19 protein-coding genes are annotated in these 25,080 nt (G+C 59.7%); 16 read left to right on the top strand and 3 right to left on the bottom strand.

Annotated features, from left to right (window positions below; genetic code table 11):
* The first annotated feature begins 122 nt into the window (after positions 1 to 122).
* From purH to HMPREF2779_RS02450, 4 genes are all read left to right on the top strand, one after another.
* A complete protein-coding gene (gene purH / locus HMPREF2779_RS02435; RefSeq protein WP_105360745.1) occupies positions 123 to 1,733 on the top strand; it encodes a bifunctional phosphoribosylaminoimidazolecarboxamide formyltransferase/IMP cyclohydrolase in 1,611 nt (536 codons plus the stop codon).
* A 225-nt stretch (positions 1,734 to 1,958) separates the two neighbouring features.
* Positions 1,959 to 2,540, top strand: a complete 582-nt coding sequence (locus tag HMPREF2779_RS02440; protein WP_070686202.1) for a TetR/AcrR family transcriptional regulator — start codon at positions 1,959 to 1,961, stop codon at positions 2,538 to 2,540.
* Between the two features lie 289 nt (positions 2,541 to 2,829).
* Positions 2,830 to 4,104, top strand: a complete 1,275-nt coding sequence (gene glyA / locus HMPREF2779_RS02445) for a serine hydroxymethyltransferase (RefSeq protein WP_070686204.1) — start codon at positions 2,830 to 2,832, stop codon at positions 4,102 to 4,104.
* A 205-nt stretch (positions 4,105 to 4,309) separates the two neighbouring features.
* Positions 4,310 to 5,188: a bifunctional methylenetetrahydrofolate dehydrogenase/methenyltetrahydrofolate cyclohydrolase gene (locus HMPREF2779_RS02450; RefSeq protein WP_005508973.1), complete on the top strand. Its 879-nt coding sequence runs from the start codon at positions 4,310 to 4,312 to the stop codon at positions 5,186 to 5,188.
* A gap of 104 nt (positions 5,189 to 5,292) precedes the next feature.
* Here HMPREF2779_RS02450 and HMPREF2779_RS02455 read toward each other — a convergent pair whose 3' ends face one another.
* Positions 5,293 to 6,126 (bottom strand): GntR family transcriptional regulator, encoded by an 834-nt coding sequence (locus HMPREF2779_RS02455; RefSeq protein WP_070686208.1) that lies wholly within the window; start codon positions 6,124 to 6,126, stop codon positions 5,293 to 5,295.
* An 80-nt stretch (positions 6,127 to 6,206) separates the two neighbouring features.
* Between HMPREF2779_RS02455 and HMPREF2779_RS02460 the strand changes: the two genes are divergently transcribed.
* The 3 genes from HMPREF2779_RS02460 (at position 6,207) to HMPREF2779_RS02470 (ending at position 8,863) form a co-directional block, all read left to right on the top strand.
* A complete protein-coding gene (locus tag HMPREF2779_RS02460) occupies positions 6,207 to 7,082 on the top strand; it encodes an exodeoxyribonuclease III (RefSeq protein WP_070686210.1) in 876 nt (291 codons plus the stop codon).
* An 86-nt stretch (positions 7,083 to 7,168) separates the two neighbouring features.
* The gene (trpS, locus tag HMPREF2779_RS02465) at positions 7,169 to 8,233 is read left to right on the top strand and encodes a tryptophan--tRNA ligase (protein ID WP_070686212.1); all 1,065 of its coding nucleotides are present in this window, start codon (positions 7,169 to 7,171) and stop codon (positions 8,231 to 8,233) included.
* Positions 8,234 to 8,284: 51 nt separating this feature from the next.
* Positions 8,285 to 8,863 carry a 2'-5' RNA ligase family protein gene (locus tag HMPREF2779_RS02470; RefSeq protein ID WP_070686214.1) on the top strand — a complete coding sequence of 193 codons (579 nt, stop codon included), beginning with the start codon at positions 8,285 to 8,287 and terminating at the stop codon, positions 8,861 to 8,863.
* Positions 8,864 to 8,967: 104 nt separating this feature from the next.
* On the opposite strand, the gene HMPREF2779_RS02475 is transcribed toward HMPREF2779_RS02470, so the two are convergent.
* Both HMPREF2779_RS02475 and HMPREF2779_RS02480 read right to left on the bottom strand, forming a co-directional pair.
* Entirely contained in the window at positions 8,968 to 10,395 is a 1,428-nt protein-coding gene (locus HMPREF2779_RS02475; protein WP_233992218.1) for a hypothetical protein, read from the bottom strand.
* A 314-nt stretch (positions 10,396 to 10,709) separates the two neighbouring features.
* Positions 10,710 to 11,819: a mannose-1-phosphate guanylyltransferase gene (locus HMPREF2779_RS02480; RefSeq protein ID WP_105360747.1), complete on the bottom strand. Its 1,110-nt coding sequence runs from the start codon at positions 11,817 to 11,819 to the stop codon at positions 10,710 to 10,712.
* A gap of 346 nt (positions 11,820 to 12,165) precedes the next feature.
* Between HMPREF2779_RS02480 and sdhC the strand changes: the two genes are divergently transcribed.
* The 9 genes from sdhC (at position 12,166) to HMPREF2779_RS02525 (ending at position 24,857) form a co-directional block, all read left to right on the top strand.
* Positions 12,166 to 12,624, top strand: coding sequence for a succinate dehydrogenase, cytochrome b556 subunit (sdhC, locus tag HMPREF2779_RS02485; RefSeq protein ID WP_005506819.1), 459 nt, complete (start codon positions 12,166 to 12,168; stop codon positions 12,622 to 12,624).
* A 3-nt stretch (positions 12,625 to 12,627) separates the two neighbouring features.
* Positions 12,628 to 13,113: a succinate dehydrogenase hydrophobic membrane anchor subunit gene (locus HMPREF2779_RS02490; RefSeq protein WP_049338686.1), complete on the top strand. Its 486-nt coding sequence runs from the start codon at positions 12,628 to 12,630 to the stop codon at positions 13,111 to 13,113.
* A gap of 51 nt (positions 13,114 to 13,164) precedes the next feature.
* Complete coding sequence (gene sdhA / locus HMPREF2779_RS02495) at positions 13,165 to 14,928, top strand: succinate dehydrogenase flavoprotein subunit (RefSeq protein WP_105360748.1); 1,764 nt, start codon at positions 13,165 to 13,167, stop codon at positions 14,926 to 14,928.
* 1 nt (position 14,929) lies between these two features.
* A complete protein-coding gene (locus HMPREF2779_RS02500) occupies positions 14,930 to 15,718 on the top strand; it encodes a succinate dehydrogenase iron-sulfur subunit (protein WP_005508960.1) in 789 nt (262 codons plus the stop codon).
* Between the two features lie 240 nt (positions 15,719 to 15,958).
* Positions 15,959 to 17,209: an amidohydrolase gene (locus HMPREF2779_RS02505; RefSeq protein ID WP_070686220.1), complete on the top strand. Its 1,251-nt coding sequence runs from the start codon at positions 15,959 to 15,961 to the stop codon at positions 17,207 to 17,209.
* 248 nt (positions 17,210 to 17,457) lie between these two features.
* A complete protein-coding gene (locus HMPREF2779_RS02510) occupies positions 17,458 to 21,333 on the top strand; it encodes an ornithinee aminotransferase (protein WP_070686222.1) in 3,876 nt (1,291 codons plus the stop codon).
* Between the two features lie 96 nt (positions 21,334 to 21,429).
* On the top strand, positions 21,430 to 22,173 hold the full coding sequence (locus HMPREF2779_RS02515) for a MazG nucleotide pyrophosphohydrolase domain-containing protein (RefSeq protein WP_105360889.1): 744 nt from the start codon (positions 21,430 to 21,432) through the stop codon (positions 22,171 to 22,173).
* Between the two features lie 318 nt (positions 22,174 to 22,491).
* On the top strand, positions 22,492 to 23,772 hold the full coding sequence (eno, locus tag HMPREF2779_RS02520; RefSeq protein ID WP_070686226.1) for a phosphopyruvate hydratase: 1,281 nt from the start codon (positions 22,492 to 22,494) through the stop codon (positions 23,770 to 23,772).
* A 173-nt stretch (positions 23,773 to 23,945) separates the two neighbouring features.
* Positions 23,946 to 24,857 carry a beta-1,6-N-acetylglucosaminyltransferase gene (locus tag HMPREF2779_RS02525; RefSeq protein ID WP_070686228.1) on the top strand — a complete coding sequence of 304 codons (912 nt, stop codon included), beginning with the start codon at positions 23,946 to 23,948 and terminating at the stop codon, positions 24,855 to 24,857.
* The last annotated feature ends 223 nt before the right edge of the window (positions 24,858 to 25,080 follow it).

Consider the following 25,080-nt stretch of genomic DNA (forward strand, 5'->3'; position numbering starts at 1 on the left):
CGTCACGCACAGCGGCGGGGAATACCCCCCCCACACATATCCTGTCTGTCCGGGCAGGCTACGTCCATCCACCAGCTGTGCCGCCGAGAACCGGCGCGCACGTCTAAAGCATCGGAGTATTTGTGTCTCTCATTGAGCTCGATCGCGTGCCCCTGCGCCGCGCCCTCATTTCCGTCTACGATAAGACCGGTCTGGAGGAGTTTGCCCGCGGCCTGCACGAGGCTGGCGTCGCGCTGGTCTCCACCGGCTCTACCGCATCCACCATCGCGGCAGCAGGCGTACCCGTCACCGAGGTCACCGAAGTGACCGGTTTCCCTGAGTGCCTCGAAGGCCGCGTGAAGACCCTGCATCCGCGCATCCACGCCGGTATTCTGGCTGACCGCCGCAAGCAGGAGCACATCGACACCCTCGACGAGCTGAACGTTGAGGCGTTCGACCTGGTGGTTGTGAACCTGTACCCCTTCGTTGAGACCGTTGCATCCGGTGCCGGTCAGGACGCCATCATCGAGAAGATCGACATTGGTGGCCCCTCCATGGTTCGCGCTGCCGCGAAGAACCACGATGCCGTCGCTATTGTGGTGGACCCCGCCGACTACGCGCGCACCGTTGAGGCCGCTAAGAATGGTGGCTTCTCCCTGGACGAGCGCCGCCGCCTAGCCGCTGGCGCATTCGCCCACACCGCCGCATACGACACCGCTGTGGCTACCTGGACCGCATCCCAGTTCCTGCAGGATGAGGACGCTAACTTCTGGCCCCCGTACGCTGGCCTGGGCTTTGAGCGCAGCGAGACCCTGCGTTACGGCGAGAACCCGCACCAACGTGCCGCCCTGTACGTTGACCCCGCCGCTGCCCCCGGTATTGCTCAGGCGGAGCAGGTGCACGGTAAGGCGATGAGCTACAACAACTACGTTGATGCTGACGCCGCTCTGCGTGCCGCTTACGACTTCGACGAGCCGGCTGTTGCCGTTATCAAGCACAACAACCCCTGCGGTATTGCTGTGGCAACCCCCGGCGCGGCTGACCCGATTGCGGACGCTCACGCGAAGGCGCACGCTTGCGACCCGCTGTCCGCATACGGTGGCGTGATTGCCGCTAACCGCCCGGTGACCGCCGCTATGGCTCAGACCGTCAAGGGCATCTTCACCGAGGTGATTGTGGCTCCCGGCTTCGAGCCCGAGGCGCTGGAGATCCTGCGTGAGAAGAAGAACCTGCGCCTGCTGGTTCTGCCCGAGAACTTTGCCCGTGAAGCTATCGAGTACCGCCCCATTTCCGGTGGCGCACTCTTCCAGGAGGCTGACCGCCTGCAGGCTGAGGGTGACGACCCGAAGAACTGGGCCCTGGTTGCCGGTGAGGTAGCTGACGAGGCAACCCTGCGCGACCTCGAGTTCGCGTGGCGCGCACTGCGTTCGCCCAAGTCCAACGCTATTCTGCTTGCCGATAACGGTGCCGCCGTGGGCATCGGCATGGGTCAGGTGAACCGCGTGGACTCCTGCAAGCTCTCGGTTGAGCGTGCGAACACCCTCGGCGGTGAAGGTAACGAGCGTGCCCGCGGTGCGGTTGCCGCATCCGACGCGTTCTTCCCCTTCGCTGACGGCCTGCAGGTACTGCTGGACGCCGGCGTGCGTGCCGTTGTGCACCCGGGCGGTTCAATCCGCGACGAGGAAGTTATCGAGGCGGCTAAGGCTGCTGGCGTGACCATGTACCTGACCGGTACCCGCCACTTCTTCCACTAAACACGTGTAGCGGGCTCAGTACGCGCTGAGCTGCCTGCTGTGAGCGGGGCATCCTGGGGTAAACCCGGGGGGCCCCGCTTTTATACCGGGTGCCCGTGCATCCGTATTGTGGGCAGTCGTATTTATAGAATTTTTGCTCTATTTTGCGCCGGATTTACGCATGAGGGCGCGTCAACGGCGACCAGGATGCGCACGGATTGGCTAAAAATTCGCTAGGATTAGGTTGTGCCTAAAGTCAGCGAAGAATACAAAAAGAACAGGCGTTCTCAGATTGTAGAGACCGCCCGCGAATGCTTCATCAAGCACGGTTATCAAAAGGCTTCGATGAGCGAGATTATTGCGGCCACCGGCCTGTCTGCCGGAGCGATTTATAACCACTTCTCTTCCAAGGATGAGATCATCCTGGCGGCAGCCCGTATGGACATGGCGCCCTTCGACCGCATCCGCGCCGAACAGCCCTGGGACTACGTGTTCGGGTGCCTGAAGGTGCTGGACACTCCCAAGATTCGCCGTCACCTGCTCGTCACCTGGGGCGAGGCTGTGGCAATGCCGCAGCTGGCGACCGTCGTCTCTGAGCAGCTGAGCTACCTGCGCGATCAGTCCCTGGAACGCTACCGCGCCTGGGGTGCCGCTGAGCTGGACTTCACCGAAGAGGAGCTTGAAGAGTGGCTGACCGTTATCGGTGCCGCGGTGCTGTCGGTGCTGACCGGTTACGTGGTGCAGACCCAGCTGGTGGCTGGCGGTAAGAAGGAGAGCGCTCGCGAGGCGTACCTGGAGTATGCTTCCGCTATCCTGCGTCAGGCGTAGGGTTTGTAGACCCACTTAACGGCCGCCGATCAGCCTGCCGGGGTGTGTTCTATGCCCCTCGCTGGTGTCGCGCCGACGCCGTAAAAACTTCATCGTGATGCTTTGTAAAGCCCGTTTTCCTTCTCGAAGGAAAGCGGGCTTTACGGTATTATGAGGTGTAGCTCATATTTTTTCATTCAGGGTTTTCAACTGGAGGCGCCCGCCGCCTCCTGAAGACCGCCCGGCGTACGCTGCGGTAGCCCCGATGATGAGCGACCGAAGATAACGAAAAAACACTCCCAGGAGCGTAATGTCCGAGCAGAAGATCCTCGAGATGCCCCTCGCCGACCTCGACCCCGAGGTTGCAGAAGCCATTGAGCTGGAGCGCAAGCGCCAGCAGAACACCCTCGAGATGATTGCATCCGAGAACTTCGTCCCCCGTGCCGTCCTCGAAAGCCAGGGCTCGGTACTGACCAACAAGTACGCTGAGGGTTACCCCGGCCGCCGCTACTACGGCGGCTGCGAATTCGTTGACATCGTTGAGTCCCTCGCTATTTCCCGCGTGAAGGAACTCTTCGGTGCTGAGCACGCCAACGTTCAGCCCCACTCCGGTGCGCAGGCGAACAACGCCGTCATGCATGCACTGCTGAACCCCGGCGACACCATCATGGGTCTGTCCCTGGCACACGGTGGCCACCTGACCCACGGCATGAAGCTGAACGTCTCCGGCAAGCTGTACCACGTCGTGGCGTACGGTGTGGATGAGTCCGGTCGCGTTGACATGGAGCAGGTGCGTGAACTGGCTCTTGCCGAGCGTCCCAAGGTCATTATTGCCGGCTGGTCCGCGTACCCCCGCCAGCTGGACTTCGCTGCGTTCCGCGCGATTGCTGACGAAATCGGCGCGTACCTGTGGGTGGACATGGCTCACTTCGCGGGCCTGGTGGCTGCGGGTCTGCACCCGAACCCCGTCCCGCACGCACACGTGGTCTCCTCCACCGTGCACAAGACCCTGGGTGGCCCCCGTTCCGGCTTCATCCTCTGCACCGAGGAGCTGAAGAAGAAGATTGACTCCGCAGTGTTCCCCGGCCAGCAGGGCGGCCCGCTCATGCACGTTATTGCTGCGAAGGCTACCGCGTTCAAGGTCGCCGCATCTGACGCGTTCAAGGATCGTCAGAAGCGCACCGTTGAGGGCGCACAGATCCTGGCGAACCGCCTGCTGCAGCAGGACATGAAGGACGCCGGCGTGTCGATCGCATCCGGCGGTACCGACGTTCACCTGGTGCTCGTTGACCTGCGCGACCACGCCCTCAACGGCAAGGAAGCAGAGGACCTGTTGCACGCCGCTGGCATTACCGTCAACCGTAACGCCGTGCCGAACGACCCGCGCCCGCCGATGGTGACCTCCGGTCTGCGTATCGGTACTCCCGCGCTGGCGACCCGCGGCTTCGACGCCGAGGGCTTCACCGAGGTAGCCAACATTATCGCTTCCGTACTGCTGCCGAACCCGGACATCGCTGCGCTGCGTGCCCGCGTTGAGGTACTGTGCGCCAAGTACCCCCTCTACCAGGGCAGCGAGAACTGGTAGACCCATGAATGACCCCGTTCGCTCAGCATCCCTTCGTAGGTGCTGAGCGGGCGGGGTTATTTCGCCCTCTTACTTTTACCGCCCTGCCCGCTACACCCGTTCAGGGACGTAGCGGGGGAGTGGTACCTCTAGGGGCACACCCTAGAACCCAACACACAGACCATCCGTTTCGGCGAACCCGCCGCAATCTATGGAAGGAAAAATAATGCCCCAGATTCTAGACGGTAACGCAACCGCCGCAGCCATCAAGGAAGAGCTGAAGGAGCGCGTCGAGGCGCTCAAGGCTAAGGGTATTACCCCCGGCCTTGGTACCGTGCTGGTCGGTGACGACCCCGCATCCCGCTCATACGTGGGCGCTAAGCACCGCGACTGCGCAGAGATCGGTATTAACTCCATCCGTGTGGACCTGCCCGGTGACATCACTCAGGAAGAGCTCGACGCAGAGATCGACAAGCTGAACAACGACCCGGCGTGCACCAGCTACATTGTGCAGCTTCCCCTGCCCAAGCACCTGGACACCAACCGTGTGCTGGAGCGCATCGCCCCCGAGAAGGATGCTGACGGCCTGCACCCGACCAACCTCGGCAAGCTCGTGCTGAACGTTTCTGAGCCGCTGGACTCCCCGCTGCCCTGCACCCCCAACGGTGTCATTGAACTGGTCAAGCGCCACGGCATCGACTGGAACGGTAAGAACGTTGTGGTGCTCGGCCGCGGCATTACCGTGGGTCGCCCGCTGGGTCTGCTGCTGACCCGCCGCGAGGTGAACGCGACCGCAACCCTGGCGCACACCGGTACCGAGAACCTGGACGAGGTGCTGCGCGAGGCTGACGTCATTGTTGCCGCTGTGGGTGTTCCTCACGTGCTGAAGGCTCATCAGGTCAAGGACGGCGCAATCCTGCTGGACGTTGGTGTTTCCCGCGCTGAGGACCCGGAGACCGGCAAGAAGAAGCTCTTCGGTGACGTCTCCCCGGAGGCTGCGCAGAAGGCGTCCTGGGTTTCCCCGAACCCCGGAGGCGTGGGCCCGATGACCCGCGCGGAGCTGCTGGTGAACGTGGTTGAGACTGCGGAGCGTCAGGCGGCGTAAGGCTCGCAACATTTCAGAGCTAATAACTCAAAAGGGCGGTGCCCCGGTAGAACAATCTACCGGGGCACCGCCCTTCACACTGTCATCACAAGAAAAGGCAGATGCTAGAGAATCATCTCGTAGAAGTAGGCATCAGCGAGGTACAGGGTCTCTGAGTACTCGACCGGGCTACCTTCTTCGGTGTAGCCGGTCGTGCAGACCTTGAATGCCGCCTCGCCCACGGGAACCTGGTGGTTGAACGCCTCGGCGTCCGCGTCGGTGAAGAGCCCCGCGCTGGTGCGTACGCGGGCGTGCTTAATGGCGTTGGGGGTGTCGGCAAGCTGGTCGAAGGAGCTCGAAGCGCCGGACATTTCCGCCATCATGGCGTCCAGGATGCTGCTTGCGGCAGCCTTCACAAAGTAGGAACGCTCAAAGCCAATGACTTCGTGGTCGGCAAGACGCAGACGGCGCACGAACAGCACCTGCTCGCCCACCGGCACGGATAGGTGGGTGGAAATTTCTTCGGTGGCGTCCATCCAGCGGGTCGCAATCATGCGGGTGGAGCCTTCAAAACCGCGGCGGCGCATATCGTCGACGAAGGTGCCCACGCGCGGAATGTAGGTGGCTTCGGTGTGCTCGGCAACGTAGGTGCCCGAGCCCTGCACGTTGTAGATCAGGCCGCGTTCAATCAGAACCTTCAGGGCGCTACGAACCGTCTGGCGGCTCACCCCAAAGTTCTGCTGGATCATGCGCTCGGTGGGTAGCTTATCGCCGGGCTTGCCGGGAATAATGTAGCGCTGCTCAATGTAGTGGATGACCTGCTCGTACTTCGGGCCGGGAATCGGGGGTAACTCGTAGCGGCTCTCAGCGTTGTGAGCAGCACTTTCGGATGCGGTGGTGCCCGCAGAATGTGAGGGGGCACCGTGGTCGGTGGTCTGTGAGGAGTGTGAATTCATCACCCAATAGTTTACCGTTCAGTCAGAGAAAAAACGCGCATGAGTGAAAATTTCTCTTCCCTCAAACTGGCATAATTAAGACTATGCATTTTTCTAACACCCCTGCACCGCGCCCGAGCGGGCTGCTTCGCGTGGCGAGCGTGAATGTGAACGGTATCCGAGCCGCCTACAAGAAGGATATGGCGGCGTGGTTGGCGAGCCGTGACATCGACATTCTCTGCCTGCAGGAGGTGCGCGCCCCCGACGCTATCGTGCGTGAGCTGCTGGACGAATCCCAGTGGCATATTCTGCACACGGAGGCGGCAGCGAAGGGCCGTGCGGGCGTGCTGGTGGCGACCCGACGCACCCCGAACTCAGCCGGTGAACTCCTGGAGAACCAGCCGGTAGCGACCCGCTCGAATATTGGCGAAGAGTACTTTGACGATTCGGGTCGCTGGGTTGAGGCGGACTACGTTCTGCCCAACGGCAAGACCCTTACCGTGGTCAGTGCCTACGTTCACTCCGGCGAGGTCGGCACTCAGAAGCAGGACGATAAGTACCGCTTCCTGGAGCGCATGCTGGTGCGCATGCCTGAACTGGCAAAGCACTCGGACCACGTGCTCATTGTGGGCGATTTGAACGTGGGCCACACCGAGCTGGACATTAAGAACTGGAAGGCTAACCAGAAGCGTGCCGGCTTCCTGCCGGAGGAACGCGCCTACTTTGACCGCTTCTTCGGCGATATCGGCTACCGCGATGTGGCTCGTGAGCTGGCGGGTCAGGTGTCCGGCCCCTACACCTGGTGGTCTTACCGCGGCAAGGCGTTCGATAATGACGCAGGCTGGCGTATCGACTACCACATGGCGACCCCGGCGCTCGCCGAAAGCGCCATGGAAGCGGTCGTGGACCGCGCGGCAAGCTACGATGAGCGTTTCAGCGATCACGCGCCGCTAGTGATTGACTACCGCATCGGTGAGTAAGACGCGGACCCACCTACAGATAAGTTTTTGAAGATGTGCTGCACCGTCCGCAGCACCGCACAGGAAGAACTGCACAGGAAATAACTATGGCAGACGAAAAGAAGCAGGATAAGTCCCTCATCCCTAACGCCTCTCAGCAGAAGGCACGTATCTACTCGGGTGCGCAGCCGTCGGCTGATTCGATGCACCTGGGTAACTACATTGGTGCTGTAAACAACTGGGTGGCGTTGCAGGACGACCCGAATAACGAATGCCTGTTCTTTATCCCGGATATGCACGCCATCACCGTTCCTCAGAACCCCGAGGAGCTGCGTGAGCGTACCCGCCTGACCGCGGCGCAGTACATCGCCTCCGGCATTGACCCGACCCGCACCCCGCTGTTCGTGCAGTCGCACGTGCCCGAGCACGCCCAGCTGGCGTGGATTCTGAACTGCTTCACCGGCTTCGGTGAGGCCTCCCGTATGACCCAGTTCAAGGACAAGTCCCAGAAGCAGGGTGCCGAGAACGCCTCCGTGGGTCTGTTCACCTACCCGATTCTGATGGCTGCCGACATCCTGCTCTACCAGGTGGACGGCGTGCCCGTGGGTGAGGATCAGCGTCAGCACCTGGAGCTGACCCGTAACCTGGCTCAGCGTTTCAACTCCCGTTTCGGTGAGACCTTCGTGGTTCCCGAGCCGGTGATTCTGAAGGAAACCGCTAAGATTTACGACCTGCAGGACCCGACCTCGAAGATGTCCAAGTCTGCAGCCACCGACAAGGGCTTGATCAAGCTTCTGGACACCCCCAAGACAACCCAGAAGAAGATTAAGTCCGCCGTGACCGATGACGGCTCCGTCATCGCCTACGACCGCGAGGCTAAGCCCGGCGTCTCCAACCTGCTCTCCATCTACTCGGCAATGACCGGCGAGAGCATCGACGAGATCGTGGCACGCTACGAGGGCAAGATGTACGGCCACCTGAAGGTTGATCTTGCCGATATCGTGGTGGAGCGCCTCAACCCGGTGCGTGAGCGTACCCTCGAGCTGATGGACGACCCCGCCGAGCTGGATCGCCTGCTGGCTGTGGGCGCATCCGCTGCCCGCGAGATCGCTACGGTCACCATTGAGAACGTGTACAAGAAGGTTGGCTTCCTGCCTGCCGCTGCAATCTAGCCCGCTGTTCAGCCAGTTCGGCTGAGGCGCCGCATTACCTGCACGATTGAGATGACAGCACAAGAGAACTCTTCGAGCCCCACGACGGCTCCTGTATCCCCGACCCTGAAACCTGGCCGCCGCTACCTGAGCGTTATTGCGCACGTGAGCGGTGAGAATGTTCAGCGCCTGGAAGAGTGGAAGCGTTCGGTAGTTGGTGGTGCGGTGGCGCCTATCAGCACCCACGTGACCGTGTACCTGACAGAGCTGAACGAGTCTCTATTGGCTGCGGTGCACTCCCCGCAGTTCCGCGAGGCGCTGGACACGCCGCGTTTTGAGGCGCGCTGGGGTTCCGTGCACTCCTTCCGCCCGGTAACCGAGGTGGAGTACCTGAACCTGGAGGCGGGCAAGGCCGAGTTCGAGCAGATTCACCAGAAGCTGGTTGAGCTATTCGGTGCCGGTGCGGCGTCCTTCCCCTATGTGCCGCACGTGACATTAGGCCACGGGCTCACGGAAGAGCAGGTGACGAACGCCCGTGAGGTGTTTGATGCTCTGCCCGCTGAGCAGCGCACCTTCACCGTGGATCACCTGCACTGCTACTCCTACGACGGGCAGAACTGGGAAGAGATGACGGTTCTGCCGCTGCGTTAGTAGCTGGCGTATAAACCTGGAAAACATAAAGAGAGATGCGACCGATAACCTATCGGTCGCATCTCTCTTTATGTTTTCGCTAGGTTTATCTCAGCGTGAGAGTCCTAGTGGGAGTGGCCCTCGTGAGCCTCGCCGGACTCGTGATCATGAGCCTCGCTGGACTCGTGCGCGTCAGCCGAAGCCGAGGAGGAAGCAGCGCCGTACGCCGCAGATCCGTGTGCCTCAGCCTCAACCGGTGCAGCGTTCGAGGAGGAAACACCCAGGATCTCGTTCGGGGTCTTCGGAAGCTCCACGCTCATCAGCTCCTTCGGAGCCGCCGGGTTCGACAGGGACACCGCAATGAGCTTCTTGGTCGCCGGATCGGTCACGTAGGCGGTCTTACCGTCCACCCATAGCGCCGGACGCTCGTCCTGCCAAGTCTCAGACTCGGTCCACGCCTCCATGAGCTGTACGGAGCCGAGCTTGGCACCGGTCGCCGGATCGAAGACGCGCAGCTTACCGTCGGTGGTCAGCAGTAGCGCCTCACCCTGGGGGCCGCGAGCCAGCGAACGGAAGGTGTAGCTCACGCCAGAAGGCAGGGAGTAGACGGTGCGGGTTGCTGCAACGGTGTCGATAATGGAGAACTTCTCGGGGCGCTCCAGCTTAGCGTCCTTGTCGGTCTTGTAGTCCGCCAGAACGTACTGGGAGTCAGCCTTACCAGCCTGGTTGCCCGAGCGCGAGTACGGGTCCTCAGGGTTGGTGATCTTGGTGAACTTACCGTCCTTGTAGACCAGCGCGCCGTCGGTGCAGCCGATGGAGAATGCGCCGTCCTTGGCGATAGCTTCACCGTGAACGCCGGGGCAGGCGGGGCTCTCGGTGACGGTCTTGCCCTGCGCATCCACAACAGCGGCGCCGGTGCGGGTCTTCGAGTCGCCGACCGCTACCAGGTACTGGTCGTTGGGCAGCGGGATTGCGAAGCCGTGGTGCGGCTTCGGCAGGGTGACGGTGGTGGTCTCCAGGGAGGAGGCGGTGCGCTTGTCGTGGGTCAGCTTCGCCGGGTCGTACACGGCGAAGGAGCCGGTGCCGTCAGCGAATGCCGCGACCTTGCCGTTGTCCTTGATGACGTGACCGGTGTGGTCAGCCGCCAGAGACAGCGAGGACAGCGACGGGGAAGTGGTGTAGTAGTGCGAGTGGTCGCCGTGCGCTACGGACCATACGCCGGTGTCCAGGAAGGTGTAGCTGTTGCCGTCTGCAACGACGAGGTGGCGGTTATCGCCAGCGTCGGAGAGGCGCAGGAAGCCTTCCTTGGGGATGTCTGCGAGCAGCTTCATGTCCTTGGCGTCGTAAACGAGCACGCCACCGTCGTAGGTGATGGCGACGCGGCTTGCCGCGCCCTTGCCTTCGGTGATGGGTGCGGCGGTTGCGCTCGCGGAGGTGGAGGTGCTGGGGCTGGTCTGTGTATTCTGGCCGGTCTGGGCACCGCATGCGGTCAGGGCGAGGGCGGCTACTGCGCCGAGTGCGCCGGCGCGGGTGAGGAAAAACTTACGAGTCATGTGCATCCACCAAGAGTAACATGAGAATGATTCTCTATATAGGATGATTCTTGGTGTGTCAGAGTCTGGAAGTGCTGTCTATGCGGGATGCGTAAGGTATTCTGCCGCTCCTGCCCAGCCGCAGGGAGCGTTCTTTCGTGCCCCGCTAGGCAAAAGCCTTGAACCCACCCGTGAAATGACCCATCAGGCATAATCATCGGGGCATAAAAAACCGGCTCCCTTCCAAAAAGAAGAGAGCCGGTTCCTTAGAGGTATCTTTTGCTCGAGCAGGGTTCAAGTATCTACTCAGAGCTAGCTGCTCGGGGGCCAAAAATTTAGAGGAGGGTGTTCAGGCCTCGTGCCTTGACCTCACCCACTGCATCCTTGACAGCCTGTGCCTTGGAGCGCGGAGCGACCAATAGGGCGTCGGGGGTATCCACCACAACGATATCGTCGAGGCCAATGATAGAGATCTTGCGGTCGGTGTTCGCGATAATAATACCGGAGCAACCGTGGTTCATGACGTTATCCTTCTTGCCGAGAATGGTCAGCTCTTCGCCGCTCTTCTCGGTGTTCAGGCGTGCCACAGCGTCGAAGTCTCCCACATCGTCCCAGCTGAAGGAGCCGGGAACCATTGCAACGTCGCCTGCTGCCGCTGCGGGCTCAGCCACAGCGTAGTCGATAGCGGTCTTGGGTAGGGTCTCCCAGATGCGGTCCATAACAGCCTCACGCTCAGGGGTGTCCCAAGCGTTAGCAATTTCCATGATGCCTGCGTACAGTTCGGGCTCGTTCGCCTCGAGGTGCTTGAGCATCAGGGCCGCCGGTGCCACGAACATGCCTGCGTTCCAGGTGTACTCACCGGAATCCAGGTACTTCTGCGCGGTAGCGGCATCGGGCTTCTCCACGAAGGTGTCCACGGCCTGAGCGTTGGGAGCGTCCTCAATGCCCAGGGACTCGCTGGCGTGAATGTAGCCAAACGCGCTGGAGGGCTCGGTGGGAGTAATGCCGATGGTGACAATCTTGCCGGTTGCCGCGGTGATGACAGCTTCGGTAACCATACGGTGGAATTCATCCACGGGGCTGATTACGTGGTCAGCTGCGAAGGAGCCGATGATGGCGTCCGGTTCGCGGCGGTGGATGATAGCGCAAGCCAGACCGATAGCGGCAGCCGAATCCTTGGGGGAGGGCTCCAGTACCAGGTCAGCGGCACGCAGTTCAGGAATCTGCTGGGTGACCGCATTGGCGTGCGAAGTGCCAGTAACTACCATGACGGAACCGTTGCTGAGATCGATGAGACGGTCGTAGGTGTCGCGCAACAGAGAATTGCCCGACGAAGTGAGGTCGAGCAGGAATTTCGGGGCATGCGCGCGGGATAGAGGCCACAAACGCGAGCCAACACCGCCGGCGGGAATGAGCGGGCGGAATCGAGTGAGTGCAGTATTCATCGATTCAAGAATAGCTTGTGAATTTGTCATATATCGAATTCTTTTACGTTTTGACAGAAAGTGTCAGGGGACTCTCAGTGTTGTGATGTTTGAGGTTAGGATAAGGTAAGTTCCCCACAAACACAGGGGAGTAGACGGTATAGTAAGAAAAATATGCCCTAATTCACTTTTGGAAGCTGTAAAAAACCCCCGAACAGGGTGTCAATAAGCTGTGAATTTACCTGATATCTTGGAAGTAACAGACGAACAAAAGCAGTCGGTGAGCACACAGCTGTGCCTGGAAGCTGGGGCCTAAAAATGCGGCACCAGAACCCAGACGCTCACCGTCGCAGCAGGAGGTTATTCAGTGTTGAATGGTTCTAAAGGAACCCTTTACCGCGGCCGCTGGGGCATGTGGTCCTGGGTTGCTCATCGCATTACCGGTATCGCGATTTTCTTCTTCCTTCTTGTACATATCCTGGATACTGCCGTCGTGCGTATCTCTCCGGAGGCCTACAATGGCGTACTGAGCCTGTACAAGAACCCCATCATGGGTCTGGGTGAGACCGCCCTTGTCGCCGCCATCGTCTACCACGCGTTCAACGGTATCCGCATTATCCTCATTGACTTCTGGGGTAAGGCAACCAACTCGCACGTGGAGCACATCCAGGCGAAGAACAAGGACGGCAACGTCGAAATCAGCCAGAAGGCAACCTACACGCACATCAAGATTCTTTGGGTTGTGCTTTTCCTCTGGGCAATTACCGTTGCTGGCTTCGCCGCACGTCACCTGCCGATCGTTTTCTCGCACATGGGAGGTCACTAAACAATGGCTACTCCGCTCAAGCCCCGCACCTATGTACCCCGTCTGCGTGACAACCGCATCGACGGCGTAAAGTACAACCGCTCCTCCTCCAAGCGCAACAACTTTGAGATGTTCGCTTGGCTCGGTATGCGCCTGTCTGGCGTTGTACTCGTCGTGCTGATTTTCGGCCACCTCTTCTCCAACCTCATGGTCGGCGACGGTATCCACGCCATCGACTTCGGCTTCGTGGGCGGCAAGTGGGCGAACCCCTTCTGGCAGGTCTGGGATCTGCTGCTGCTCTGGCTGGCTATGCTGCACGGTGCAAACGGCATCCGCGTCATCATCGATGACTACGCTGAGAAGGACCGCCTGCGCGTTTGGCTGAAGATCATCCTCTTCGCAGCATGCGCATTTGTCCTGCTGATTGGTACCCTCACCATCTTCGCGTTCGACCCCTGCCCCTCCGGCGCAGCGGCTGAACTGCTCCCCAGCTTCTGCTCGGCACGCTAACGGCGACGTATCCGAGACAAACGAAAACATCTAAAACACAGAAAGAACATCATGCAGGTACATAAGTACGATGTAGTGATCGTCGGTGCCGGCGGCGCAGGTATGCGTGCCGCCATTGAGGCCGGTCAGCGAGTTCGCACCGCGGTACTGACCAAGCTATACCCCACCCGCTCCCACACCGGTGCGGCACAGGGTGGCATGTGCGCCGCTCTGGCAAACGTTGAAGAGGACAACTGGGAGTGGCACACCTTTGACACCGTCAAGGGTGGCGACTACCTGGTTGACCAGGATGCAGCAGAAATCATGGCTAAGGAAGCTATTGACGCTGTGCTCGACCTGGAAAAGATGGGTCTCCCCTTCAACCGAACCCCCGAAGGCCGCATTGACCAGCGCCGCTTCGGCGGTCACACCCGTGACCACGGTAAGGCTGCTGTGCGCCGCGCATGCTACGCAGCTGACCGTACCGGCCACATGATTCTGCAGACCCTCTACCAGAACTGCGTTCGACACAACGTGGAGTTCTACAACGAGTTCTACGTTCTCGACCTGATCCTGGTCAAGGACGAAGAGGGTAAGCCCCGCCCCGCCGGCGTCGTCTCCTACGACCTGGCAACCGGCGAGGTCCACGTCTTCCAGGCTAAGTCCGTGATTTTCGCATCCGGCGGCTGTGGCAAGATCTTCAAGACCACCTCCAACGCACACACCCTCACCGGTGACGGCATGGCTATCGCATTGCGTGCAGGCCTGCCCCTGGAGGACATGGAGTTCGTTCAGTTCCACCCGACCGGCCTGGCTGGTCTGGGCATTCTCGTCACCGAGGGTGCTCGTGGTGAAGGTGGTATTCTCCGTAATGCTGACGGTGAGCGCTTCATGGAGCGCTACGCACCCACCATTAAGGACCTCGCACCCCGCGATATCGTGGCACGTGCAATGGCAAACGAGGTGCGCGAAGGCCGCGGTTGCGGTCCCCACAAGGACTACGTGCTGCTGGACCTGACTCACCTGGAGCCCTCCCACATCGACGAGAAGCTGCCGGACATTACCGAGTTCGCTCGTACCTACCTGGCAGTGGAACCGCACCACCAGCCCATCCCGGTGTTCCCCACCGCGCACTACGCAATGGGCGGTATCCCCACCAACAACGAGACCGAGGTCTACCGCAACAGCGAAGAGACCATCCCCGGACTCTACGCAGCTGGTGAGGTTGCTTGTGTGTCCGTCCACGGTGCAAACCGTCTGGGCACCAACTCCCTGCTGGACATCAATGTGTTCGGTAAGCGTGCAGGCCGCAAGGCAGCAGAGTACGCAGCATCCGCTGAGTTCGTACCGGTTCCGGACGACGCAGCAGATCGCGTTCTCAACATGCTCAACGGCATCCTCGAAGGTAAGGGCACCGAGAAGGTCGGCGCTATCCGCGCAGACCTGCAGAAGGCTATGGAAGCTGACATGCAGGTGTTCCGTACCGACGAGACCATCCGCGCAGCACTGGCAACTATTGCTGAACTGGAAGAGCGCTACAAGAACATCGCTATCCAGGACAAGGGCAAGCGCTTCAACCTCGACCTGCTTGAGGCTGTTGAGCTCGGCTTCCTGATCGAGCTGGCAAAGGTCATGTCCGTTGGCGCACTGCACCGTAAGGAATCCCGTGGTGGTCACTACCGCGAGGACTTCCCGAAGCGTGACGACGTCAACTTCATGGAGCATTCGATGGTCTACCTCGATCCCGAATCCGAGTTTGAGGGTGTCAAGGGTCTGCGATTCGAAACCAAGCCCGTTGTCTACACCCGCTACGAGCCGAAGGAGCGTAAGTACTAAAATGGCTGAAAACGAACTCCCCGAACCGGAATCCGTCAAGCTGTTTGAGGGTATGACCGGCGGCGACTCCGACTCCATCCCCACGTACGATGTGGTCATCAAGATTCGTCGCTACAACCCGGAAGTTTCCTCCGAGGCGTACTGGGATGAATTCCCGCTGACCATGTACCGCACCGACCGCGTGCTGGATGCTCTGCACAAGATCAAGTGGGAAGTAGACGGTTCCGTCTCCTTCCGCCGCTCCTGCGCACACGGCATCTGTGGCTCGGACGCTATGCGCATCAACGGCCGTAACCGCCTGGCTTGCAAGACCCTGCTGAAGGACCTTGACCTGACCAAGCCGATTACCGTTGAGCCTATCAAGGGTCTGCCCTGCGAAAAGGACCTCATCGTTGACATGGAGCCCTTCTTCCAGGCATACCGCGAAATCATGCCGTTCTTCATCAACGATTCGAACGAGCCTGAGCGTGAGCGTCTGCAGACCATTGAGGACCGTGCACGTTTCGATGACACCACCAAGTGCATCCTCTGTGCAGCATGTACCTCATCCTGCCCGGTCTTCTGGACCGACGGTCAGTACTTCGGCCCCTCCGCTATCGTGAACGCACACCGCTTCATCTTCGACTCGCGCGATGATGCAGGCGACCTGCGTCTGGAGATCCTCAACGACAAGGAAGGCGTATGGCGTTGCCGTACCACCTTCAACTGCACCGAGGCTTGCCCCCGTGGCATCCAGATTACCAAGGCTATTGCCGAGGTGAAGCAGGCAATCCTGAGCCGCTCGCTCTAATCTGAGTACGCGGTATCAGCAGATACAGCATTGACGATTCAAGCCGTCACCCATACCGGGTGGCGGCTTGAATCTTTTTAACAGAAAAGGACCGGAATTCGTGGGGGCAGAGCATTTTCGGGGCTTCGGCGGGCAGGAGTACTCTTCACAATCTGTCATAAAGTCATAGATATTCTCGAGGGCTGTCAGAAAGGGTCAACGGGTAGGTAAACCCCGGCGGACGGCGTTATTCTACTGTGTATGGTTTTCGCTAATTCTCGCTACGATTTGTCCACCCCCGTCTTCGACGACTGGGTGGAGCGCACGATGGGTACCCTCGTGCAGTTCCGCCGCGAAGTGCACGCCAACCCGGAACTTTCCTTCCGCGAAGTGGCGACTACTGAGCGCCTCATGAACCGACTGCGAGAAGCCGGCATGAACCCCGTCGCCTGCGAAGGCACCGGCTGCTACGTAGATATCGGGAACGGCCCCTTTGCCGTGGCTCTGCGCGCCGATATTGACGCTCTGCCCATTGTTGAGCAGACCGATCTGCCTTACGCTTCTACCGTGCCCGGCGTGATGCACGCCTGCGGCCACGATATTCACCAGACCGTCATGCTCGGTGTGGCGCTGGCACTGCACGAGCTGAACGAGAAGACCCCGCTGGGCCGTAGCGTCCGTATTCTCTTCCAGCCCGCTGAGGAACAGCTGCCCGGCGGCGCCGTGCAGATGATTTCGCAGGGCCTGCTGCAGGACATTCCGCGCGCCTTTGCCCTGCACTGCGACCCGAAGGTGGACCTGGGCCAGATTGGTACCCGTATCGGTGCGATTACTAGCGCATCCGACACCATCAAGATTCACCTGAGCGGTCACGGCGGCCACACTTCCCGCCCGCACCTGACCGAGGACCTCATCTACGCCATGAGCCAGATTGCTGTGCAGGTTCCCGCCGTGTTGACCCGCCGTACCGACGTGCGTTCGGGCGTGCTGGTCGCCTGGGGTCAGGTCAGTGCTGGTGTTGCTCCCAACGCTATCCCTGCCGAGGGCTACCTGGCGGGCACCATGCGTTGCCTGGATGTTGAGGTTTGGCGTCAGGCAGGCAATATGCTGGATGAAGTCATCGAGCAGGTCGCTGTACCTTTCGGCGTGAACGCGCGCGTGGAGCACATCCGCGGTGTGCCCCCGGTCGTCAACACCGACCTGGAAACCACCATGCTGGAGAACGCGGCTCGCGCCGAGCTGGGCGAAGACTCCATTGTGCTGGTTGAGCAGTCCATGGGCGGCGAAGACTTCGCCTGGATGCTGCAGGAAGTTCCCGGATCCATGTTCCGTCTGGGTACCCGTGCCCTCGGTGACCCCACCTATGATCTGCATCAGGGCGATTACGCCCCGAGCGAGCAGGCGATCGGCATTGGTGTGCGTGTTATGGCGGCAACCGCATTGCGCGCTGTCCGTTTTGAGTTGGCGAAGGCTGCGAAGGCGGCGAACCCCATCCGCGATGAGGCACGCTAGAGAGCTTTTCGAAAGCATATGCTGCAGTCTTGAAGGCACAACTCTATAGCCGCGTTAAGCCTTGAAAACTGTACAAGTTTCACCCCGTTACCTCTCACCGAGTAGCGGGGTGAAACTCTATGCACGCGATAGAATTAAAAGGATTATGAGGACATCTGCGCCATGTTCCCGACCCCGTGCCCACACACCTGCGGAGGTTGAAGGAGATGGCGCATCATCACACGGCGCACGCCGGAGGAGGACACCCAATGAGCTTCTTTGGAATCGGCAAGAAGAAGTTGGATGAGCAGTCGCGCGAAGAACAGAGCGCCGAAACTGTTAGGGTCCAGAAGGAACAGGCAAGCGAAGACGCTCCTACGAGCGCGCGACTGAGTCAGAAGATTATGGAACAGCAGCAGTGGGAGGACTCCCTGCGCCGCTTCGTGAAGTCTGAAAGCGCACGCCACCAGAACCAGAACCACGACGAAGAGCAGAACGAAGAGCACCGCGCTGTTGAGGACCTCAAGCGTGCCCTCTTGCACGGCGATGAGAAGGTTGAAGAATCTTCCGCTACTGATGAGCTGACTGAGGAACAGGCTGAGGAGCAGGAGCGTCGTAGCTTGTTGGCTGCGCTTGGCGTTTTCCCTCAGGAATCTGAGGAGCCTGTTGAGGCCGAGCAGGTAGCTGAGGACCAGGACGTTGAAGAAGACGCCGCCCCGGTTGCTGAGGCTGCTCAGCCCGCTACCCCCGCGTTCCTGCGCGATGACGAAGAGGCTGAAGCTGAGGACGCATCTGTCGAGGTGCAGGAGTCTAAGGACGTTGCAGCGGAGGCACGTTCCCAGTTTGAGGAGCACCTGCGTGCTCTGCGTGCCCAGAACACCGAAGATACTGCCGCTGAGGTCGCTGAGATTGCTGAAGCGACTGCAGACGAGGCAGAGGATAGCGAAGAGCTTGAGGTTGCCGACGCTGTTGTAGAAGCTACCGAGAACAAGTCTGAGAACGCTCAATCTGCATCTGCAGCTGAGGACGCATCCGCAGGTGCTGAGGACTCCCTGACCGCAGAAGACCTGAAGGCTAACGGCACCGGAGCCGCTGTCACCGAGACGCAGAACGCCGGTCTGGACAATCTGGCTGCCGCCTACGCTGCTCGACTGGGCATCACCCTCGACAGCGAAGAAGAGACTTTCAGCGAGGTTGCTGCCGATGAGGTAGTCGCTGAAGAAGCTACTGCTGATGAGGTAGCAGACTCCGCTGAAGCTACCGGGGTTTCAGAGATTACTGAGGCTACCGAGGATGCCGAGGCTACTGCCGATGCACCCGAAATTTTTGAGGCTGCTGAAGCTGAAGAAACCGCTGACCTCACCGCTGCTGTAGCAGAAGCTGATGAGCCTGTTGCCGCCGTTGAGGAAGAGCCGATTGAGGCCGTCGTTGAGGCGCCCGAGCTGCTGGCATCTGAACTTACTGAGGAAGAAAACAACGCTGAGACTGAGCAGATGGCTACTGTGGCTGTTGATGAGAAGGGCTCCGTATCTGTCTCTGATGCACTCGAAGCGGAGACCCCCGAGGCTGAAGACTTCGACGCCGAAGAGGAGAACACCGCCGAGCTGATCTTCGATGCCTCCGCTACGGAAGAAACCGCTGTGGTAGAAGCCGAAGAGAAGACCCCCGCACCGGTAGCAACCGCTACCGAGGTTGAGGACTCTGAAGTTGAGAACCTCGTGGCTGAGGCTACTGCTTCTGAAGAAGACGAGCCCGCCAAGAGCTTCTCTGTAGCTCCTGCGCTTGCCGCTGCTGCCGCCCCTGTGGTTGCTGCAGTTGCCGTTGCCTCTGCCGCAAAGGCTGAAAAGGCTGAGGAGAAGACCGAAAAGGGTACCTCTCAAGGCATCGCTCTGACCGCAGAGGGCATCGATAAGAAGGAAGCAGAGAAGCACGAATCCGCTGCTCGTGAAGAGTCCGTTGCTGAGCTGAAGGAAACTGAGCAGAAGCTCAGCGAAGATGAAGCTGAACTGGTTGCTGAATCCATCATCCTGAGTGAGCCCGTTGAGGGCGCTGCAACCCTGCCCGTTCTGCCCAAGGAACGCGCTCTCTACAGCCTGGCGGAGCTCATGCGCACCCGTGGTTCGGGCACCATGAGCCTGGAACTGCGCCAGGTTGATGAGGATATGCACTACCGTCTGCTGCACCGCGGCCGTGAGGTTGAAACCGGCATTGTCGTGCCCGGTGTTGACTGGTTCGCACCCGTTGCGGCGCTGTACACCGAGGCTCAGCAGGCCGGCGCAACCTGGAACCGGGCGGCTGTCTCTCTGAAGCCGCGTCTGGGCGACAGTCTGGAGGTTCACGCATCCTACCTGGGTGCTGTGGACGGTCAGACTACCGGCGAAATCTTCCTGCTGGAAGGCTCCGCTGTCGAGGCTAAGCCCGTTGCGACCACTGAGGCTACCTCGCAGGATGAGCCTCAGGAAGCTGCTGCTCAGAGCGTCGACTCGGTTGAGGCTGAACGTGAAGCTATTGAGCGTGAGCTTGAGGCGGAACTCGCCAAGAAGCAGGCTGCAAATGAGGCTGAGGCTACTGTTGAAGCCGCTGAAGAGCCTGTAGTTGAGACTGCTGAAGAGGGTACCTCTTCGGGTCTGCTGACCGCTGCTGGTCTTGCCGCTGCCGGTACCGCTGTGGCTGGTTCTGCCGCTGCTGCGCAGGAGAAGGAAGACGTAGAGGAGGCTGTTGAAGCTTCTGACGAGCCTGTCCAGACTGAGTTTGCGCCGCTTGAAGCTGAGTTCGAGTACGACTACGAGAATGACCCTGTCTTCGGCGCGGCTACCGTAGAGTCTGAAACTGCGCAGGCTGAAGAGCTCGCAGCCGAAGCATCTGATATTTCTGAGACCTCTGCCCTGGAGTCTGATGAGTCTGGCGAAGATATGGAAGCCGCCTTGGCTACCATCGTTGCCAACGCTCAGAAGAAGCTGGACGCTGAGGAAGCCGCAGCCCCCGTAGCTGTTGAGGAAGCACCTGCTGAGGAAGCTTCGGCTGTCGAGGAGCAGAAGGCTGCCGCCCCCGTGGTTGCAGAGTCCTTCACCCTGGATCGCACCCAGCCCGTTGAAGCAGCTGCAGATGAGCCGGTCGCAGAGAGCGCCGAAGAGCCCGCCCTGCCCGCGTTCCTGGACGACTCTGAACTGCTGCCCGAGAAGGAAACCTCCGCTGCTTCCGCTGAAGCGCCGGCCGAGGAACCTGCCCTCGTAGACGTTGAGCCTGCCGCTGAGAGTGCATCTGTGGCTCCCGGCTTGGCTGGTGCTCTTGCTGCAGCTGCCGCAGTGGGTACCGCCGGTGCTGCTGCGAAGGCTACCGAGGCAAAGGCTGCTGGCGTTCAGGAAGAGCCCGCTGAGAAGGTTGCTGAGCTCAAGACCGTTGAGGTGACCCCCGCAGCCAAGATTGCTGAGGCTCCCGCAACGGTTGCATCCGCCTCCGAGGCCACCGCTCAGGCTACCCCTGCAGCACCGGTTGCAGATGCGGCACCCGCTGTGGGGACCATCCCGGTTGCCCTGCAGGAGAGCACCCCGGCAGGTATCTCCTCCAGCATCTCGGTATCCGCGCTAAGCGAGCACAACCAGTTGCCCACCATCGTGGCTGAGCCGGACACCCCCTCCGTGGCGGTACAGAGCCCGCTGGCTCCCTCGGAGACTCAGCTGGCATCCGGCAATCTGGTGCTGACTCAGACTCAGGTCGCTCAGCGTCTGGCACCGGTCGTCGAGCATCTCTTCGGTGAGAACGGCACCGCAAAGGATGCCACCACCGTGCTGATTCGTGTGCGTGCTCTCGGCTCCTATTACGATGCCCTGACCCACGTGCGCCGCAACGGCTTCTGGGAGCAAGTCCGTACTTTCGAGCTGATTCCTGAGACGCTGCTGGATATCCCGGCACTAAAGACTGACTCGTACAGCGAGGGTGAGGGCTCGCCGCTAGCTATGAGCCTGACCTTCACCCCGGGTGTGCCAGTTCAGGCGGCATTCGATTATGCGAATGAGCAGGCGTTTGTTACCTACCCGCGTCCGCTGGATGCTGAGCGTTATGTCGAGGAGCTGCGTATGTTCCCGCGTCTGGGTTCGAAGATCCCGGCTCATATGACGAGTGCGCTTTCGCACTGGAACCTCTAACCCCGTGTAAAGTGCGGCGCGCCGGCTCTCCGTGTGGGGGTCGGCGCGGCGTGCTATGTTTGTCTTTTTTCGATGAGGAAGGTTGTTATGGCTGAGATTCCTGGTACTCCTAATCCTGAGACTTCTGCGGCGCAGAATATTCATGACACTGCTGCCCGTGCCGCTGAGGTCTTCGGTGCCCTGGTGGAAACTATGGCGCTGCTGCGCGCCCCGGGTGGTTGCCCGTGGGACGCTGAGCAGACTCACGTCTCCCTCATCCGCTACCTGGTGGAGGAAACCTACGAGGTTGTTGAGGCCGTAGAAACCGGTGGTGAGCCTAATATGCCGTTGCTGTGCGAAGAGCTGGGTGACGTGCTGCTGCAGGTGGTGTTCCACTCCGATATTGCTGCGGCGAACCCGCAGGGCTTCGATATTGTGCAGGTCGTTGAAGGTCTGGTGCAGAAGCTTCGTTCGCGCCACCCGGATGTGTTCGAGGCTGGGTCTGGGGGTTCTTCGGAGGCGCCCCGTACCGCGGCTGAACAGCAGGCGGCCTGGGACGCGTTGAAGAAGAAAGAAAAGAGCGAGCGCGGCGCGTTGGATGGTGTGCCGCCGCATCTGCCGGCGCTTGCTATGGCGGAGAAGACTGCGTCGAAGGCACGTAAGGCAGGTATTATTTTGCCGCCGGAGCCGACGAGCATGGATGATGACCTGCGCTATATGCACACTGAGGAGGAGTTCGGTGAGTTGCTGTTTGCGTTGGTGAGCCGTGCTCAGCGTAACGGCCTGGATGCTGAGCGCGCCCTGCGTTCGTACACTCGCCGCTATATTGCTCAGCATACTCATGATGAGCCGAGCTACTAGACACGCTGGTCGAGTTCTTCTCGAGGTGCTTTGAAACCTGTCCTCTGAGGGAATAAGAGGTTTCAAAGCACCTTCTATTTGTTTGGGCTCATGTTGTGCTTTGAGCGGGTACCCACACTCTCTTTCTGTGGGGAAGCGTAGGTCTTGTTCCGCTTTGTAGCGCACGACTAATGGTTATTGAGACCTTCATTAAGGCAGCAAAAAAGCGGTGGCAACTAGTGTGTTTGTGTGGGACTTTTGCTAAAATTTAGGGGACGCGACTTGTCCACTACCGGGTGAGCCGTTCACATCCTTGACATCCCAAAAGGAGAACAATTCATGGCTGTTATTACCGCAGTTCACGCACGCCAGATCCTGGATTCCCGTGGCAACCCGACCGTTGAGGTTGAGGTTCTGCTCGAAGACGGTGCTTTCGCACGCGCAGCTGTGCCCTCGGGCGCATCCACCGGTGAGTGGGAAGCTGTTGAGCGCCGCGATGGCGACAAGTCCGTATACCTGGGCAAGGGTGTTCTGGGCGCAGTGAAGTCTGTTATCGAAGAAATCGCTGAAGAGGTCATCGGCATTGAGGCTTCTGACCAGCGCGCTGTTGACGCAGTCATGATTGCTCTGGATGCAACCAACAACAAGGGCAAGCTGGGCGCAAACGCAATCCTGGGTGTCTCTCTGGCTGTTGCTAAGGCCGCTGCTGAGTCCGCTGACCTGCCCCTGTACAAGTACCTCGGCGGCCCGAACGCTCACGTTCTGCCCGTCCCCATGATGAACATCCTCAACGGTGGTTCTCACGCAGACTCCAACGTTGACATCCAGGAGTTCATGATTGCTCCCATCGGCTTCGACAACTACTCTGACGCTCTGCGCGCAGGTGTTGAGGTTTACCACTCCCTGAAGTCCGTGCTGCACGACCGCGGCCTGGCAACTGGCCTGGGCGACGAGGGTGGCTTCGCACCCAACCTGGAGTCCAACGCAGCTGCACTGGACCTGATTGTTGAGGCAATCGAGAAGGCTGGCTACAAGCCGGGCGAGCAGGTTGCACTGGCACTGGACGTTGCATCCTCCGAGTTCTACAACGACGGCGCATACGAGTTCGAGGGCCAGAAGAAGTCCGCAGCTGAGATGAGCGCATACTACGCTGACCTCGTTGCAAAGTACCCCCTGGTTTCCATCGAGGATCCCCTGGACGAGAACGACTGGGAGGGCTACAAGACCCTGACCGAGCAGATTGGTGATAAGGTCCAGATTGTCGGTGACGATCTGTTCGTGACCAACCCCGAGCGTCTGGCTCGCGGTATCGAAGAGGGCGCAGCTAACGCTCTGCTCGTGAAGGTGAACCAGATTGGTTCGCTGACCGAGACCCTCGACGCAATGGAGCTGGCACAGCGCCACGAGTACCGTTGCATGGTTTCTCACCGTTCCGGTGAGACCGAGGACGTCACCATCGCTGACCTGGCTGTTGCAACCAACGCTGGCCAGATTAAGACCGGTGCTCCCGCACGTTCCGAGCGCGTTGCTAAGTACAACCAGCTGCTGCGCATTGAGGAAGAGCTGGGCGAGGCAGCTGTTTACGCTGGCAAGTCCGCATTCCCCCGCTTCAAGGCATAATAACGCTTGAAGGTTGCGGGATGTTCTGCTGAACGTCCCTGAACAGGCCGGGTCGAACCTGATACATCGTGATGTAATTCATCACGTCATGTATTGTGGGTCGGCCCGGTTTTTCCTTGTCAGCGCCATATAATCAGCCATATACGTTCACTCACGCATCACATAGGAAAATCATGACTGTCTGCTATCTCATCCTCGCCCATAAGTACCCGGAGCAGTTTAAGAAAATTGCTCGACATATTCTGAATTCTGGTGGGGTATGCGTTGCCCACATTGATAAGAAGGCCAATCTTGACGACTTCTACGTCGAGGGTGTGTCTTACGTTCGTGAGCGTGAGAACGTGCGTTGGGCCGGTTACTCTGCGGTGAAGGCAACTCAAAAAATGCTTGCCCAGGCTTTAAAGGAGTATCCGGAGGCAACTCATTACGCATCTATTACGGGGCAGTGCTATCCTGTGCGTCCTCTTCGCGAATACGCTGATTTTCTTGCCCGGCCCGAAAATCTGGAGCGCTCCTGGGTAAGCTTCTACGCTCTGGCTCCCGGTATGCGAAACTACAAGCTGGTTCAGTACCGCGAATACAAAGACTTTGAAGGCCTGCTGCCTGAAGGGATTATCCGCAGGGGCGTACGCAAAGTGTATTACAAGATTTCGAAGATGTTCCCCCGCAAGAATTTGCCCGTCCAGTTTTATCAGGGCTCGGCCTATTGGACGATTTCTCGTTCGGCTGCACTTCAGGTGATGGACTTTTTGAAAACTCCGAAGGGCCGAGAGGTTACCAAGATTTTCCGTTCTGCCCCTATGCCTGACGAGATGTGGATGCAGAGTGTACTCCTCAATACGCCCGCTCGTGAGAGTGTTGAGGCATGGGCAACCGATGGTCAGCTGGCACCGGGCACAAAGCATTCGGAGAACCACGCAAATCACCATTACATCGACTGGAGCGGGATGGGAGCTCACCCTGAGGTGCTCACCGAGAAAGATCTCCCTGTCATCCTAGAATCAGGAAAGTGGTTTACGCGTAAGGTTGAGCCCCAGGCATCTGCCCAGCTCATTGATGCTCTGGATGCCATCCAGCGCGGATAATGATGGGTTCTCCCCTTCAATTCAGGGGTGCTTTTAACGAGGGGCGACGCTATCTCCGTTGGGGGTAGCGTCGCCTTTTGCTCTACCTGGGTGGATGTCAGCACCCCACCCGAACACATAGCGAAAAAGCCCGAAGGTCTTTCAAAACGGCCCCGGAAGTAGCTCCAGAGGGAACGCTCAGGTGAGTGTACAAACCCGGGTAGAATATGAAGGAAGCGTTTAG

The organism is Rothia sp. HMSC069C03, assembly GCF_001811075.1.
Lineage (GTDB): Bacteria > Actinomycetota > Actinomycetes > Actinomycetales > Micrococcaceae > Rothia > Rothia mucilaginosa.

Excerpts from the sequence above, each read along its gene's own strand:
- HMPREF2779_RS02460 (WP_070686210.1), top strand. The coding sequence starts at position 6,207 with ATGCATTTTTCTAACACCCCTGCACCGCGCCCGAGCGGGCTGCTTCGC.
- HMPREF2779_RS02470 (WP_070686214.1), top strand. The coding sequence starts at position 8,285 with ATGACAGCACAAGAGAACTCTTCGAGCCCCACGACGGCTCCTGTATCC.
- HMPREF2779_RS02490 (WP_049338686.1), top strand. The coding sequence starts at position 12,628 with ATGGCTACTCCGCTCAAGCCCCGCACCTATGTACCCCGTCTGCGTGAC.
- trpS (WP_070686212.1), top strand. The coding sequence starts at position 7,169 with ATGGCAGACGAAAAGAAGCAGGATAAGTCCCTCATCCCTAACGCCTCT.
- glyA (WP_070686204.1), top strand. The coding sequence starts at position 2,830 with ATGTCCGAGCAGAAGATCCTCGAGATGCCCCTCGCCGACCTCGACCCC.
- HMPREF2779_RS02500 (WP_005508960.1), top strand. The coding sequence starts at position 14,930 with ATGGCTGAAAACGAACTCCCCGAACCGGAATCCGTCAAGCTGTTTGAG.
- HMPREF2779_RS02505 (WP_070686220.1), top strand. The coding sequence starts at position 15,959 with ATGGTTTTCGCTAATTCTCGCTACGATTTGTCCACCCCCGTCTTCGAC.
- eno (WP_070686226.1), top strand. The coding sequence starts at position 22,492 with ATGGCTGTTATTACCGCAGTTCACGCACGCCAGATCCTGGATTCCCGT.
- HMPREF2779_RS02450 (WP_005508973.1), top strand. The coding sequence starts at position 4,310 with ATGCCCCAGATTCTAGACGGTAACGCAACCGCCGCAGCCATCAAGGAA.
- HMPREF2779_RS02475 (WP_233992218.1), bottom strand. The coding sequence starts at position 10,395 with ATGACTCGTAAGTTTTTCCTCACCCGCGCCGGCGCACTCGGCGCAGTA.
- HMPREF2779_RS02480 (WP_105360747.1), bottom strand. The coding sequence starts at position 11,819 with ATGAATACTGCACTCACTCGATTCCGCCCGCTCATTCCCGCCGGCGGT.
- HMPREF2779_RS02525 (WP_070686228.1), top strand. The coding sequence starts at position 23,946 with ATGACTGTCTGCTATCTCATCCTCGCCCATAAGTACCCGGAGCAGTTT.
- sdhA (WP_105360748.1), top strand. The coding sequence starts at position 13,165 with ATGCAGGTACATAAGTACGATGTAGTGATCGTCGGTGCCGGCGGCGCA.
- HMPREF2779_RS02510 (WP_070686222.1), top strand. The coding sequence starts at position 17,458 with ATGAGCTTCTTTGGAATCGGCAAGAAGAAGTTGGATGAGCAGTCGCGC.